Here is a 13,805-nt window from a genome sequence, read left to right on the forward strand (position 1 = left end):
ACTAGATCGCCGCGATCCGCTGTTGCAGGTCCGATTCCAGCGCCACTTCGCTCGCCTGCCCCTGCTGCCCGGGGAACTGCGCGTAGCTGTCGAGGCTGCCATCGGCATGCCGAATCGCACAGGCGGCACGCTGCACTTTGCCGCTGGAGGTCTTCGGCAAAGCGCCTGGGTTGAGCAGCACCACCACGCTCGGGGCTTGCTGGCAGGCCTCGGCCACGGCTTGGCGGATCGCCTTGATCAGCGCTTCGGGCGGCAGGATTTTCTGCACGCTGCGGCTGATTTCCGCGGCGATGCCGATGCCTTCCAGGCCCTGGTCATTGACCGCAAACGCGGCGACCCGGCCCTTGCGCACCACTTCCACTTCGCGCTCGATGGTCTGTTCGATGTCCTGGGGGTAGAGGTTATGGCCGCGCACGATCAGCAGGTCTTTCAGGCGCCCGGTGATGTACACCTCACCGTCGCGGATAAAACCCAGGTCACCGGTGCGCAACCAGGTGCGGCCAGCATGCTGGACGAAGGTCTTGGCGCTGGCTTGCGGGTTGCGCCAGTAGCCGTGGGCGATGCTCGGGCCCGTGGCCCAGAGTTCGCCGACGCACTGGTCGGGCAGCTCGGTGAGGGTGTGCGGGTCGGCGATCAGCACGGCGTGGTCCGGCTGGCTGGTGCCGCAACTCATGATCGCAGGGCCCTGCCCCGGTTCGGCACGGTTGGCGGCCAGCGCCTGTTCGTCCAGGCGCAGGGCGGGAATGCCACGGCCACGGGTACCGCCGGCGACAAACAGGGTGGCTTCGGCCAGGCCGTAGGAGGCGAAGAAATTATTCGGGGTGAAACCACAGGCCGCGAATTTTTCCGCAAAGCGTTCCAGGGTGTCGAGGCGGATCGGCTCGGAACCCGAATAGGCCACGCGCCAGCGGCTCAAATCCAGGCGCTCCAGGGCCGACTCACTGACCCGTTCGCTGCACAGGCGGTAGGCGAAGTCCGGGCCACCGCTGATGGTGCCGCCGTATTCGCTGATCGCCTCCAGCCAGCGCAAAGGTCGGCCAAGGAAGTAGGCCGGCGACATCAACACGCAGGGCACGCCGCTGAAGATCGGTTGCAGCAGGCCGCCGATCAGGCCCATGTCGTGGTACAGCGGCAACCAGCTGACGATCACGTCATCGGGGTTGAGGTCGATGCCAAAACCACGGCGGATCAGCACCTCGTTGGCCACCAGGTTGCCGTGGCTGACTTGCACGCCCTTGGGCAATGCGGTGGAGCCGGAGGTGTATTGCAGGAACGCGATGTCGTCCGCCTTGAGGTCGGGCTCGACCCACTGGTCGGCCTGCTGCGCCTCCAGGGTGTCGACGCTCAACACCTTGGGCGCGTTTTCAATCTGCGCCAGGCCCTCGCTGAGGCTGGCAATGGTCAACAGCAGCCGCGGCTCGGCATCGCTGATGATCGACAGCAGGCGCTCCTGGTGATGACGGCGCGTGGATTCCGGTGGATACGCCGGCACCGCGATCACCCCGGCGTACAGGCAACCAAAGAACGCCGCCACATAGTCCGGGCCACTGGGGAACAGCAACACCGCACGCTCGCCCAGGCCAGCGTTGGCTTGCAAGGCAGCGGCGATGGTGCGGGCGCGTTGGTCGAGGTCGCGATAACTGAGCACCACACTGTGCTCGGCGCTCTCGGCGAGGAAGCGCAACGCCACGTGGTCCGGCGTCTGCGCAGCACGCTGTTGAAGGGACTGGACCAGGGTGCGGGGGAGTTCGAAGGCGTCCATCATGGGGTTCCTGCCTGAAATCGGCTTACGGGAAATTCGGGAAGTCGGTGGGGTTCAGCCGGCGACGAGCTGCCGCGCCGCGCCAATGCGCCAGCGCGCCAAGTGCTCGTCGGCATAGCGACGCACGCAGCGCAGCACGGCGCTTTCGTGCTGCACGAGGAAGAAGTGATGGCCGTCAAACATGTCCAGGGAAAACCCACTGGCAGCGTCGAGTTGCCAGTCGAGCAACTGGTCGGCACGCACGCTGTCCTGCTTGCCACCGAACACATGGATCGGCAGCGCCAGGGGCTGGCGCTCGCCATAGGTGAAACTGCCGCACAGCAGAAAATCGGCGCGCAGGATCGGCAACATCAGTTGCATCAGCTCGGGGTTGGCCAGGGCTTCTTCGGCGGTGCCTTGCAATTGCCGCAGGCGGGCAATCAGTTGGGCATCGGTCTTTTCGACGGCGTACTCACTCACATCACGACGCGCCGGGCCCGCCGTGCCGGACGCGAACAACGCCAGGGGCGCGGGCAGATTGCGCGCGTTCAAAGCGTGAGCCAATTCAAACGCCAACAGCCCGCCAAGGCTGTGGCCGAACAAGGCATAGGGACCATCCAGATCACGGCTGATTTCTTCAGCAAGCTGCGCGGCCAAGGCCTTGATATCGCGCTGCAATGGCTCGTCCATGCGCATGCCGCGTCCCGGCAATTCCAGCGGGCACACTTGCAGCCAGTCCGGCAGCACCCGGCGCCAGCGGGCGTAGACCGAGGCGCTGGCGCCTGAGTGGGGCAGGCAAAACAGGCGCAGCCGCAGGGACGTACTCATCCCGCGAGGACTCCGAACTGAAACACGCTGAATGCACGATAAAAACCCATCTGGTCCTCCTGCGGGTGCTGATCCTTGGCCGTTGTACTAACGAACCTGTCACCCATGAGAACGGACGGAGCCTTCAAATAATTAGTCGCCGGGGGGGAGCGAGACGTGGTTCACACCTTTGCCCAAGGCATAAGATTAGTTCGTCTTCTCATTTGACAATCATTATCATTAAGCATAATTTGTTGCCCGATATGTAGGAGGCCTCAGCAGGGATGCCCTCCCCTAACCTATTCGCAGCAAGGTGATTTCCATGACGGAACCAGTATCCACAGGCAGGTGCGATTCACCCCTTCTCCAGGCGTTCGTCGACAATCGACTGATTCTGGTGAAGATCGCGGCCCGTATCACCGGGTGCCGCTCCCGCGCCGAAGACGTGGTGCAGGACGCCTACTTCCGGCTGCAGTCGGCGCCGACCATCACCTCATCGTTCAAGGCCCAACTGAGTTATCTGTTTCAGATCGTACGCAACCTGGCGATCGATCATTACCGCAAGCAGGCCCTGGAGCTCAAATACTCCGGGACCGAAGAGGAAGGCTTGAATGTGGTTATTCACGGCGCTTCACCGGAAACCTCGCACATCAATTTCAACACCCTGGAAAACATCGCCGACGCCCTGACGCAACTGCCCCAGCGTACCCGCTACGCGTTCGAGATGTACCGCTTGCATGGCGTGCCGCAAAAAGACATCGCCAAGGAGCTTGGGGTGTCTCCGACCTTGGTGAACTTCATGATTCGCGATGCGCTGGTGCATTGCCGCAAGGTGTCGGGTAGTCATAGCGATACGTTTGCGCGGCGGGTTTGAGCACAGCGAGGACATTCTGGGTAAGGGCCCACGGTAACCACGATGCGAAGCGAGTCGCTCTTGATCTGCTTTTGATCTTGATCTCAGGCGCCCCGTTAAACCACGCTGGCCGAACGCAGGCTTGAATTCGTGGGTAACCCGGCAGGACGCCGGGGTAGCCGCCCCGCGCCATGGATGGCGCGTGGCGGCGGCCCACGGATTCAAGCCTGTGTTCGGGCACACCGAGCCTAAGCGAGGTGCCGAGTGGTGGGGCAAGAGCCTTTTGCTTACTTTTGGGCTCCTTTCAAAAGTGAGCCGCTGTCAGAGCGGAACCCTAAGTGGCCGTTACCGCAGGAATGGATATGTACACAATCCAACTGTGTCGCCTGTCAGGCCGCCTTCGCGAGCAAGCCCGCTCCCACAGTTGGATTGTGGGGTGTCAGGTAGATAGGTGTCGGCTGGCAGGCCGTCATCGCAGGCAAGCCAGCTCCCACAGTTGACCCCACTGAGCCCAAAGGATCTTATTTACTGCGATCTAGGGCAGTGGCGTCACATCAATACGATACGGCTCAAAAATCCTCAGCATCTGCCCACTGCTGCGTAGCCCCTTGAGCAACGCCGAAAACGCCTCCCCCGTGATCGGTGTCTTTGGCCGCAACAACGCGTAGTGGTGATACACCTGGTCAATACGCTCCGACACCAAAAACTGCCCCGCCATGTCCGCGTTGCGCACCATGAAATCACTCAGGTACGAACGGGTAACCAACGCAATATCCGCACGCCCACGGGCAACCATCAGCAGGTTACTGTCATGGGAATAGGTCAACGTCGCGTTGAAACTCTCGGCCATGTTCTTGGGATCGGGATTGAAGTCGGCGAAGGCATAGTGATACCCGCTGAATACCGCCAGGCGCTTGCCGCTGAGGTCGGCGAAGTAGCTCTGGTCACGCCCGGGTTGGCGCTGGGCAACGAAGATTTCCGCATCTTCCAGCCCCATATCAACACTGGTATGGGCAATATTCTGCCAACCCCAGGAAGGGTTTTCGAAGATAGCCATGTCGACCCGGCCTTGCTCGAAGTCACGAAAACGCCGGGGGATCGAGGTAGGCACCACCACAAACTGGTAATCGGTTTGCGCAGCGTTCAACGCCTCGACCAATTGCGGCAGCAACCCGGTGTCGGCGCCTTGTTCAGGGCGTACGGTGTAGGGCGGAAAATGCGCCGCGCCGATTCTCACCAACTGCGCGGCACCAGCCTGCGTCCACGCGGCGGTGCCCAGTGCCCATAAAGTAAGTCCTGCAGCCAGCCGCCATGGCGAAAACATCGAGGCACACACCGTTGAAGAGTTCAATGCCGATAAGCTAGGCGTTTTTACTGGGGGAGACAACTTTCGCCAGCAAATTAATAACTTGCGCCTCAGTCCGACTTCAGCACCATCAACAAGGCCTCTTCGGCCAACTCCTCAAGGGTCAGGCTGCCTTGGGCACGAAACCAGGTGGTGGTCCAGGATAAGGCCCCGGTGAGGAAGCGCCGGGTAATAAACACATCGCCCCGGATGTAGCCAGCGGCCTTGGCCTCGCCCAGTACCTGCAACCAGATCTGCTCATACACGTCACGCAGGGCCAGCACGTGCGCCTGGCCTTCGGCCGACAGCGAGCGCCATTCGTAGACCAGCACCGCCATGGCCTCGCCACTGCCGCCCATGATCGACTGCAACTCGCAGCGGATCAGCGCCAGCACGCGTTCGCGCACCGTGCTCGCCTCTTCCAGTGAAGCGCGCATCATCGCGGTGTTGTAATGGATGGTTTCCTCCATCACCGCACGCAATATCTCATCCTTGCTCTTGAAGTGATGAAAGATGCTGCCGGACTGGATGCCCACGGCGCTGGCCAGATCTCGCACAGTGGTGCGCTCGAAACCCTTGTTGCGAAACAGATGAGCTGCGGTTTGCAGCAACTTGCCGCGGGCGCTCTCGGGGTCGGTCAATTGGCCACCATCGACCATGGTGCGCATCACCCCCAGGGCTTTGTGCTCATCCATGCTGCTCTCCTTCACGTCTACTGTCGTCTTGGCCGGCAATTTAGGCCGTGACTGCCACCCAAGCAAGCGCTTGGGTAAAACTTGTGACTGGAGTTTACAAACCAAGCGCTTGCTTGGTAGTCTCGACACCAGCCCTTGGAGGAAGGATTTCTCATGAGCAAGACGGTACGTATCGGCTGCGCCAGCGCCTTCTGGGGCGACACTTGCACCGCCGCCGCCCAATTGGTGCAGGGCGGTGCCTTGGATTACCTGGTGTTCGATTACCTGGCGGAAGTCAGCATGTCGATCCTCGCCGGTGCCCGCCTGAAAGACCCCAAGGCCGGTTACGCCACGGATTTTGTCGAGGTGCTGACACCCCTGCTGGCGGATATCCAGCGCCAGGGCATCCGGGTGATCAGCAATGCCGGTGGTATCAACCCCCAAGCCTGCGCCGCCGCCCTGCAAGCGGCCTGCGATAACGCGCACATCCCGCTGAAAATCGCCGTGTTGCTCGGCGATGACCTGCACCCTCAACTCAAACAGCTGCCACCTGTCACCGACCTGTACAACGGCGCCCCGCTGCCGCCCCTGTGCGTGTCCGCCAACGCCTACCTCGGCGCACCGGGCATTGCCCAGGCCCTGGGGCTCGGCGCTGATATTGTCATCACCGGCCGGGTGGTCGACAGCGCAGTGGTCAGCGCGGCACTGGTGCATGAATTCAATTGGTCATGGCAGGACTACGATCACCTGGCCCAGGCCGCCCTGGCCGGGCATATCATCGAATGCGGCGCCCAATGCACCGGCGGAAACTTCACCGACTGGCGTGACGTGCCCGACTACGAACACATCGGCTTCCCTATCGTCGAAGTCAGCGCCGACGGCCAGTTCACCGTCAACAAGGTCGAAGGCAGCGGGGGGCTGATCAGCGAACTCAGCGTGGCCGAACAACTGCTGTATGAAATCGGTGACCCGCGCACCTATGTGCTGCCGGACGTGATCTGCGATTTCAGCCAGGTCAAACTGCAGCAACAAGGCAAACACGCGGTGCGCCTGCACGGCGCCAAGGGCCTGCCACCCACCGACCAGTACAAGGTCAGCGCCACCTACCCCGATGGCTTTCGCTGCACCGCCAGTTGCCTGCTCGCTGGCATCGACGCGGTGGCCAAGGCCGAGCGGGTCAGCCAGGCGCTCATCAACAAGACTTCGGAGCTGTTCAGCCAGCGCGGCTGGGCGCCCTACACCGACGTCAACATCGAACTGCTCGGCAGCGAAGCCACCTACGGCGCCCACGCCCGGCGTGCGGATTGCCGCGAAGTGGTGGTGAAGCTGGCGGTGCGGCATCCGAACAAGCAGGCGCTGGTACTGTTCGCTCGCGAGATCGCCCAGGCGGCCACCGGCATGGCACCGGGGCTGACCGGCATTGTGGGCGGGCGGCCGACGGTGTATCCGCTGATTCGGCTGTTTTCGTTCCTGGTCGACAAATCACGGTGTAGCGTCGCCATCGAGTACCAAGGCCAACGTCATGCCGTCGAGCTGCCCGCCTCCGCGCCTCTGCTCACGCCGGCTGTGCCCATCGAGCCGGCCAAGCCGGAGGGCCGTGCCGATGCCAGTGTGCCGCTGGTGAAACTCGCCGTGGCGCGCTCAGGTGACAAGGGCAACCACAGCAATATCGGCGTGATCGCTCGCCACCCTGACTACCTGCCGTGGATCGCCGAAGCCCTGACCCCGGAGGTAATCGTCGACTGGATGGACCACGTGCTCGACCCGGTCCATGGCCGCGTCGAACGCTGGTATTTGCCCGGCAGCCACAGCCTGAATTTCCTGCTGGAGAATGCCCTGGGCGGCGGCGGTATCGCCAGCCTGCGCATCGACCCGCAAGGCAAAGCCTTCGCTCAGCAACTGCTGGAAATCCCCATCGCCGTGCCGCAACACATTGCCGACCAACTCACCTAAAGGACCGTCGCCGTGGCCTTCGACTCGATCTTCAAAGCCGACCTGTTCAAGGGGCAAACCGTGATTGTCACCGGAGGCGGCAGTGGCATTGGCCGCTGCACCGCCCATGAGCTAGCGGCCCTTGGTGCCTGCGTGATCCTGGTGGGGCGCAAGCCAGAAAAACTGCAGAAGGTCGCGGCGGAAATTGCTGAAGATGGCGGCGTCGCCCATTGGCATGCCTGTGACATTCGTGAGGAAGAGGCGGTGAAAGCGCTGGTCACGCAGATCCTGCACGACCACGGCCCCATCCATGGCCTGGTGAATAACGCGGGCGGCCAATACCCGTCGCCACTGGCGGCGATCAATCAGAAGGGCTTTGAAACCGTACTGCGCACCAACCTGGTGGGCGGTTTCCTGATGGCGCGGGAAGTGTTCAACCAGTCGATGAGCAAGCACGGTGGCGCGATCGTCAACATGCTCGCCGACATGTGGGGCGGCATGCCCGGGATGGGCCACTCCGGCGCGGCGCGCTCTGGCATGGACAACTTCACCAAGACCGCCGCGTTTGAGTGGGGCTATGCCGGGGTGCGCGTCAACGCCGTGGCGCCTGGCTGGATTGCCTCCAGCGGCATGGACACCTACGAAGGCGCGTTCAAGGCGGTGATTCCCACCCTGCGTGAGCATGTACCGCTCAAGCGCATCGGCACCGAGTCGGAAGTCAGCGCGGCCATCGTCTTTTTGCTCAGCCCGGCTGCGGCCTTTATCAGCGGTAGCACCCTGCGCATCGACGGCGCCGCCAGCCTGGGCAGCCGCGCATGGCCGCTGCACAAGGCGCAGGCGCCGAGCGAGCCGTTCAACGGGTTCCACCGCGCCTACCTGCCGGATGTGCTCAAGGCGGAGCAATAACGCCATGCCAACCATTGAAACCCTGATCGACCCCAACAGCCCAGCGTTCGCGCAGAACCGCGAAGCCATGCTGGCGTCCATTGCCCAGCTACGCCAACTGGAACACACTCTGCTGGCCAAGGCCCAGGAAGCCAAGCCCAAGTTCGACAAGCGCGGCCAATTGCTGCCCCGTGAGCGCCTCAACCTGCTGCTGGACCCCGGCGCGCCGTTCCTGGAGCTGGCCAGCCTGGCCGGCTACAAACTCCACGACGACAAGGACGGCAGCGCCGCCGGTGGCGGGCTGATCGCTGGTATCGGCTATGTCAGCGGCGTGCGCATGCTGGTGGTGGCCAACAACAGCGCGATCAAAGGCGGCACCATTTCCCCTTCCGGGCTGAAAAAATCCCTGCGCCTGCAACAGATCGCCATGGAGAACAAACTGCCAGTGGTGACCCTTGCCGAAAGCGGCGGCGCCAACCTCAACTACGCCGCCGAGATTTTCGTCGAAGGCGCGCGCAGCTTTGCCAACCAGGCCCGCATGTCCGCCATGGGCTTGCCGCAGATCACCGTGGTGCACGGCTCGGCCACGGCCGGTGGTGCGTATCAGCCGGGCTTGTCGGATTACGTGGTGGTGGTGCGCGGCAAGGCCAAGCTGTTCCTCGCCGGGCCACCGTTGCTCAAGGCCGCCACCGGCGAAGTCGCCACCGATGAAGAACTGGGGGGTGCGCAGATGCACGCGCAAACCGCCGGTACCGCTGAGTACCTGGCCCAAGACGATGCCGACGGCGTGCGCATCGTGCGTGAAATTGTGGGCCTGCTGCCCTGGAATGATCGCTTGCCGCACGCGCCACAACGCGCTTATCGCGAACCGCTGTATCCGATTGAAGAGCTGTTGGGGCTGATCCCCGATGACCCGAAAAAACCCTACGACGTGCGCGAGATCCTGGCGCGCCTGGCTGACGGTTCCAACCTGCTGGAATTCAAAGGCGAGTTCGACCCCCACACCGTCTGCGCCCATCTGCATATCCAGGGGCGCGCCGTGGGAGTGATCGGCAATAACGGCCCCATCACGCCGAAGGGCGCGAGCAAGGCCGCGCAGTTTATCCAGCTGTGCGACCAAAGCCGCACGCCGCTGCTGTTTTTGCACAACACCACCGGCTTCATGGTGGGCACCGAGTCGGAACAGCAAGGGGTGATCAAGCACGGCGCGAAGATGATCCAGGCGGTGGCCAATGCCCGTGTGCCTAAACTCACCATCGTGGTCGGTGGTTCCTACGGTGCCGGCAACTACGCAATGTGCGGCCGCGGCCTGGACCCACGCTTTATCTTCGCCTGGCCCAACAGCCGCACCGCGGTGATGGGCGGCGCACAAGCGGGCAAGGTGCTGCGCATTGTCACCGAGGCCAAGCAACTCAAGGATGGCCTGGTGCCCGACCCCAAGGTGCTCGACATGCTCGAACAGGTCACCGCGCAGAAGCTCGACAGCCAGTCCACCGCCCTCTACGGCAGCGCCAACCTGTGGGACGACGGGCTGATTGATCCACGGGACACCCGCACCTTGCTCGGGTTTGTGCTGGATATCTGTCACGAAGCCGAACTGCGGCAACTGCAACCGAACAGCTTTGGCGTGGCGCGTTTCTAATCAGGAGAACAATAAAAATGATCTTCACCCAGGAACACCAGGAACTGCGCCGCACCGTGCGCGCCTTCGTCGACCGCGAGATCAACCCGTACGTGGATGAATGGGAAAAAGCCGGGCGCTTTCCCATTCACGAAATCTTCCGCAAGGCCGGCGACCTCGGCCTGCTGGGCATCTCCAAACCGGAAAAATTCGGCGGCATGGGCCTGGACTACAGCTACTCCATTGTCGCCGCCGAAGAGTTCGGCACCATCCGCTGCGGCGGCATCCCCATGTCCATCGGCGTGCAGACCGATATGTGCACCCCGGCCCTGGCGCGCTTCGGCTCCGATGAACTGCGCGAAGAGTTCCTGCGCCCGGCCATCAGCGGCGAACAGGTGGGCTGCATCGGCGTCTCGGAAACCGCCGCCGGCTCCGACGTGGCCGGGCTCAAGACCCATGCGCGCAAGGACGGCGACGACTACGTGATCAATGGCAGCAAGATGTGGATCACCAATTCGCCCAGCGCTGACTTCATCTGCCTGCTGGCCAACACCTCGGACGACAAGCCGCACATCAACAAATCCCTGATCATGGTGCCGATGAACAGCCCCGGCATCAGCGTCAGCCCGCCGTTGGAAAAACTCGGCATGCACAGCTCCGAGACCGCCCAGGTGTTTTTCGACGGCGTGCGCGTACCGCAACGCAACCGCATCGGCCACGAAGGCGCGGGCTTCATGATGCAGATGTTGCAGTTCCAGGAGGAACGCCTGTTTGGCGCGGCCAATATGATCAAGGGCCTGGAGTACTGCATCGACAGCACCATCGAATACTGCAAGGAGCGCCAGACCTTCGGCAAGGCGTTGATCGACAACCAGGTGATCCACTTTCGCCTGGCGGAACTGGCCACCGAAATCGAATGCCTGCGCGCCTTGGTCTACCAGGCCACCGAGCAGTACATCAAGGGCCAGGATGTCACGCGGCTGGCCTCCATGGCCAAGCTCAAGGCCGGGCGCCTGGGCCGTGAGGTCAGCGACAGTTGCCTGCAATATTGGGGCGGCATGGGCTTCATGTGGGACAACCCGGTGGCCCGCGCCTATCGCGACGTGCGCCTGGTGTCGATTGGCGGCGGTGCCGACGAAATCATGCTGGGCATCATCTGCAAACTGATGGGCACCCTGCCCGGTAAAAAGCCATGAACACCTTGCTGCTAGAAGCCCACAACGGCGTGCTGCATATCACCCTCAACCGGCCCGAATGCCGCAATGCAATGAGCCTTGAAATGGTCAATGAGCTGCGTGCGGTACTGGCGCAGTTGGACAGCCAGGTGCGCGCCGTGGTGATCAGCGGCGCGGGCGGGCATTTTTGCGCGGGGGCCGATGTGAAGGATCTGGTCGGCGCGGGGGATAAACTGCAAGCGTTGAACCGCGCGTTTGGGACCTTGCTGCAAGAGGTGGAGGCGCTGGCGCAGGTGGTGATCGTGGTGCTGCAAGGCGCGGTGCTGGGCGGTGGGTTCGGGCTGGCGTGCGTGAGTGATATTGCGATTGCACAGGGCCAGGCGCAATTCGGCTTGCCGGAAACCCGCCTGGGCTTGTTGCCGGCGCAGATTGCGCCCTTTGTGGTCAAGCGTATTGGCCTTACCCACACGCGGCGCCTGGCGCTGACAGCGGCGCGGTTTGATGGGGTGGAGGCTGGGCGGCTGGGAGTGGTGCATTTTGTCGAGCACGACTCCCAGGCATTGGCGCAGCGGGTGGATGAGGTCTTGGGGCAGGTGTTGCAGTGTGCGCCGGGGGCGAACGCACGGACTAAAGCGCTGTTGCTGGCCAGTGTGGATGAGCCCCTTGAGACCGTGCTGGATCGCGGGGCGCAGTGGTTTGCCGAGGCGGTGAGGAGTGAAGAAGGGGTTGAGGGGACGCAGGCGTTTGTGCAGAAGCGAAAACCGAGTTGGTCTCGATGACGCCATCGCAGGCAAGCCAGCTCCCACAGGGGAACACATTTCAAATGTGGGAGCTGGCTTGCCTGCGAAGAGGCCCCAACACACGCCACATCCACCAAGGGATAACCCAATGCCCGCATTCACCAAGATCCTGATCGCCAACCGCGGCGAAATCGCCTGCCGCATCCAGCGCACTGCCCAGGCCCTCGGCTACCGCACCGTGGCCGTGTACAGCGACGCGGATACCGATGCCCTGCACGTGCAGATGGCCGACGAAGCCGTACACATCGGCCCGGCGCCCGTCCACCAGTCCTACCTGAACACAGAGGCCATCCTCGCCGCCGCCCAACTGACCGGCGCCGACGCCATTCACCCCGGCTACGGCTTCCTCTCGGAAAACCCCGACTTCGCCCGCGCCTGCCTGCAGGCCACGCTCACCTTCATCGGCCCCAGCGCCGAAGCGATCGAACTGATGGGCAGCAAACGCCTGTCCAAACTCGCCATGCTCGACGCCGGCGTACCTTGCATCGCCGGCTACCAAGGCAGTGCCCAGGACGATGCCACCCTGCAACAGGAAGCCGAACGCATCGGCTTCCCACTGATGATCAAGGCCAGCGCCGGTGGCGGTGGGCTTGGCATGCGCCTGGTGCATCAGCGCGAACAGCTGCTGGAGCAACTGCGCACCGCACGCTCGGAAGCCATGAATGCGTTCGGCAGCGACGAGCTGATCCTCGAACAGGCGCTGATCGACCCGCGCCACGTGGAAGTGCAACTGTTCGGCGACAGCCATGGCAACCTCATCTACCTCGGCGAGCGCGACTGTTCGATCCAGCGCCGCCATCAGAAAGTCATCGAAGAAGCGCCCTGCCCCGTGATGACGCCCGAACTGCGCCAGGCCATGGGCGAAGCCGCGCTTAAGGCCGGGCGGGCGGTGAACTATGTAGGTGCCGGCACCGTGGAGTTTCTACTCGACCGCAACGGCCTGTTTTATTTCCTGGAAATGAACACGCGCCTGCAAGTCGAACACCCTGTCACCGAGATGATTACCGGCCTCGACCTGGTGGACTGGCAGTTGCAGATCGCTACCGGCCAACCGCTGCCACTCACCCAATCACAGGTGACCCTGACCGGCCACGCCATGGAGGTGCGTCTGTACGCCGAAGACCCGGCCCAGGGTTTCCTGCCGCAAACCGGTGACGTGTTGCGTTGGGAACCAGCCCCCGGCGTACGCATCGACCATGGATTGCTTGAAGGCCAAACCGTCAGCCCGTTCTACGACCCGATGCTGGGCAAGATCATCGCCCACGGCGCCAGCCGCGAAGAAGCCCGGCGAAAACTGCTGCGGGCCGTGGAAGACAGCGTATTGCTGGGCGTGGCGACCAACCAGCGTTTGCTCATCGACCTGCTCAAGCACCCGGACTTTATCAATGGCGACTTCAGCACGGGATTGATCGCCGAACACTTCAGCGTCATCCCACAGCAGACGGCGACCGCTGAACAGCTCAAGCTGGCCGCCGCGCTGTTTTATCAACACAGCGCCAACCAGCACACCCAAACACTCGCGCGCTGGCGCAACACGGCGAGTGTCCCCGTAACGTACCGCCTGGAGGTCAACGGCCAACTCCACAGTGTCAGCGTTGACGACCTGCAACTCACCACCGACGGCCGCCACGCCAGCCTCGTCATCAACGGTATCCGCCGCCGCATCGCCTATCACCTGGACGGCAACCGGCTATGGCTGCCAGGGCTGACCGTCACCGACCGCACCCAGCAAGTCGCCAGCCGCCAGGCCGACGCCAGCAGCGGCACGGTCCAGGCGCCCATGGACGGCGCCATCGTCGATATACGGGTGTGCGTCGGTGAGACCGTCAGCAAAGGCCAACTGTTGCTGGTGCTCGAAGCGATGAAAATGGAGCACCCGTTGAAGGCCGGCATCGATGGCACCGTCAAGGAGATGCGCGTCATGACGGGCGATCAGGTGCGCAACCGTCAGGTTTTGCTCGAGATCGAATAA

At 62.9% G+C, this 13,805-nt stretch carries 11 protein-coding genes; 7 read left to right on the forward strand and 4 right to left on the reverse strand.

Annotated elements, in window-relative coordinates; all coding sequences use genetic code 11:
• Window position 1: 1 nt before the first annotated feature.
• Window positions 2–1,765: an AMP-binding protein gene (locus RHM69_RS31075; protein WP_416151974.1), complete on the reverse strand. Its 1,764-nt coding sequence runs from the start codon at window positions 1,763–1,765 to the stop codon at window positions 2–4.
• A gap of 51 nt (window positions 1,766–1,816) precedes the next feature.
• Entirely contained in the window at window positions 1,817–2,569 is a 753-nt protein-coding gene (locus RHM69_RS11590; RefSeq protein WP_038451030.1) for a thioesterase II family protein, read from the reverse strand.
• 301 nt (window positions 2,570–2,870) lie between these two features.
• Here RHM69_RS11590 and RHM69_RS11595 point away from each other — a divergent pair, with 301 nt between their 5' ends.
• Window positions 2,871–3,422 (forward strand): RNA polymerase factor sigma-70, encoded by a 552-nt coding sequence (locus tag RHM69_RS11595; protein ID WP_014719314.1) that lies wholly within the window; start codon window positions 2,871–2,873, stop codon window positions 3,420–3,422.
• A gap of 514 nt (window positions 3,423–3,936) precedes the next feature.
• Here RHM69_RS11595 and RHM69_RS11600 read toward each other — a convergent pair.
• Both RHM69_RS11600 and RHM69_RS11605 read right to left on the reverse strand, forming a co-directional pair.
• Window positions 3,937–4,725: a substrate-binding periplasmic protein gene (locus RHM69_RS11600; protein ID WP_200645911.1), complete on the reverse strand. Its 789-nt coding sequence runs from the start codon at window positions 4,723–4,725 to the stop codon at window positions 3,937–3,939.
• Between the two features lie 92 nt (window positions 4,726–4,817).
• Window positions 4,818–5,441, reverse strand: a complete 624-nt coding sequence (locus tag RHM69_RS11605) for a TetR/AcrR family transcriptional regulator (RefSeq protein ID WP_034126813.1) — start codon at window positions 5,439–5,441, stop codon at window positions 4,818–4,820.
• 153 nt (window positions 5,442–5,594) lie between these two features.
• Here RHM69_RS11605 and RHM69_RS11610 point away from each other — a divergent pair, with 153 nt between their 5' ends.
• From RHM69_RS11610 to RHM69_RS11635, 6 genes are all read left to right on the forward strand, one after another.
• Window positions 5,595–7,373 (forward strand): acyclic terpene utilization AtuA family protein, encoded by a 1,779-nt coding sequence (locus RHM69_RS11610; protein WP_200600110.1) that lies wholly within the window; start codon window positions 5,595–5,597, stop codon window positions 7,371–7,373.
• A gap of 12 nt (window positions 7,374–7,385) precedes the next feature.
• Complete coding sequence (locus RHM69_RS11615; protein WP_073454665.1) at window positions 7,386–8,258, forward strand: SDR family oxidoreductase; 873 nt, start codon at window positions 7,386–7,388, stop codon at window positions 8,256–8,258.
• 4 nt (window positions 8,259–8,262) lie between these two features.
• A complete protein-coding gene (gene atuC / locus RHM69_RS11620) occupies window positions 8,263–9,879 on the forward strand; it encodes a geranyl-CoA carboxylase subunit beta (RefSeq protein WP_200600112.1) in 1,617 nt (538 codons plus the stop codon).
• A 17-nt stretch (window positions 9,880–9,896) separates the two neighbouring features.
• On the forward strand, window positions 9,897–11,054 hold the full coding sequence (atuD, locus tag RHM69_RS11625; protein WP_034126809.1) for a citronellyl-CoA dehydrogenase: 1,158 nt from the start codon (window positions 9,897–9,899) through the stop codon (window positions 11,052–11,054).
• A complete protein-coding gene (locus tag RHM69_RS11630) occupies window positions 11,051–11,812 on the forward strand; it encodes an enoyl-CoA hydratase/isomerase family protein (RefSeq protein WP_200600114.1) in 762 nt (253 codons plus the stop codon). The genes atuD and RHM69_RS11630 overlap by 4 nt, the downstream gene beginning before the upstream one ends.
• Before the next feature lie 109 nt (window positions 11,813–11,921).
• Window positions 11,922–13,805 carry an acetyl-CoA carboxylase biotin carboxylase subunit gene (locus tag RHM69_RS11635; RefSeq protein WP_200600116.1) on the forward strand — a complete coding sequence of 628 codons (1,884 nt, stop codon included), beginning with the start codon at window positions 11,922–11,924 and terminating at the stop codon, window positions 13,803–13,805.

The sequence above is a fragment of the Pseudomonas sp. CCI1.1 genome, assembly GCF_034348165.1.
In the GTDB taxonomy this organism is placed as follows: Bacteria; Pseudomonadota; Gammaproteobacteria; order Pseudomonadales; family Pseudomonadaceae; genus Aquipseudomonas; species Aquipseudomonas paracarnis.

What these genes read in the sequence shown, in the direction of transcription:
- RHM69_RS11630 (WP_200600114.1), top strand. Translation starts at nt 11,051, where the DNA reads ATGAACACCTTGCTGCTAGAAGCCCACAACGGCGTGCTGCATATCACC.
- atuD (WP_034126809.1), top strand. Translation starts at nt 9,897, where the DNA reads ATGATCTTCACCCAGGAACACCAGGAACTGCGCCGCACCGTGCGCGCC.
- RHM69_RS11635 (WP_200600116.1), top strand. Translation starts at nt 11,922, where the DNA reads ATGCCCGCATTCACCAAGATCCTGATCGCCAACCGCGGCGAAATCGCC.
- RHM69_RS11590 (WP_038451030.1), bottom strand. Translation starts at nt 2,569, where the DNA reads ATGAGTACGTCCCTGCGGCTGCGCCTGTTTTGCCTGCCCCACTCAGGC.
- RHM69_RS11595 (WP_014719314.1), top strand. Translation starts at nt 2,871, where the DNA reads ATGACGGAACCAGTATCCACAGGCAGGTGCGATTCACCCCTTCTCCAG.
- RHM69_RS11610 (WP_200600110.1), top strand. Translation starts at nt 5,595, where the DNA reads ATGAGCAAGACGGTACGTATCGGCTGCGCCAGCGCCTTCTGGGGCGAC.
- RHM69_RS31075 (WP_416151974.1), bottom strand. Translation starts at nt 1,765, where the DNA reads ATGATGGACGCCTTCGAACTCCCCCGCACCCTGGTCCAGTCCCTTCAA.
- RHM69_RS11600 (WP_200645911.1), bottom strand. Translation starts at nt 4,725, where the DNA reads ATGTTTTCGCCATGGCGGCTGGCTGCAGGACTTACTTTATGGGCACTG.
- atuC (WP_200600112.1), top strand. Translation starts at nt 8,263, where the DNA reads ATGCCAACCATTGAAACCCTGATCGACCCCAACAGCCCAGCGTTCGCG.
- RHM69_RS11605 (WP_034126813.1), bottom strand. Translation starts at nt 5,441, where the DNA reads ATGGATGAGCACAAAGCCCTGGGGGTGATGCGCACCATGGTCGATGGT.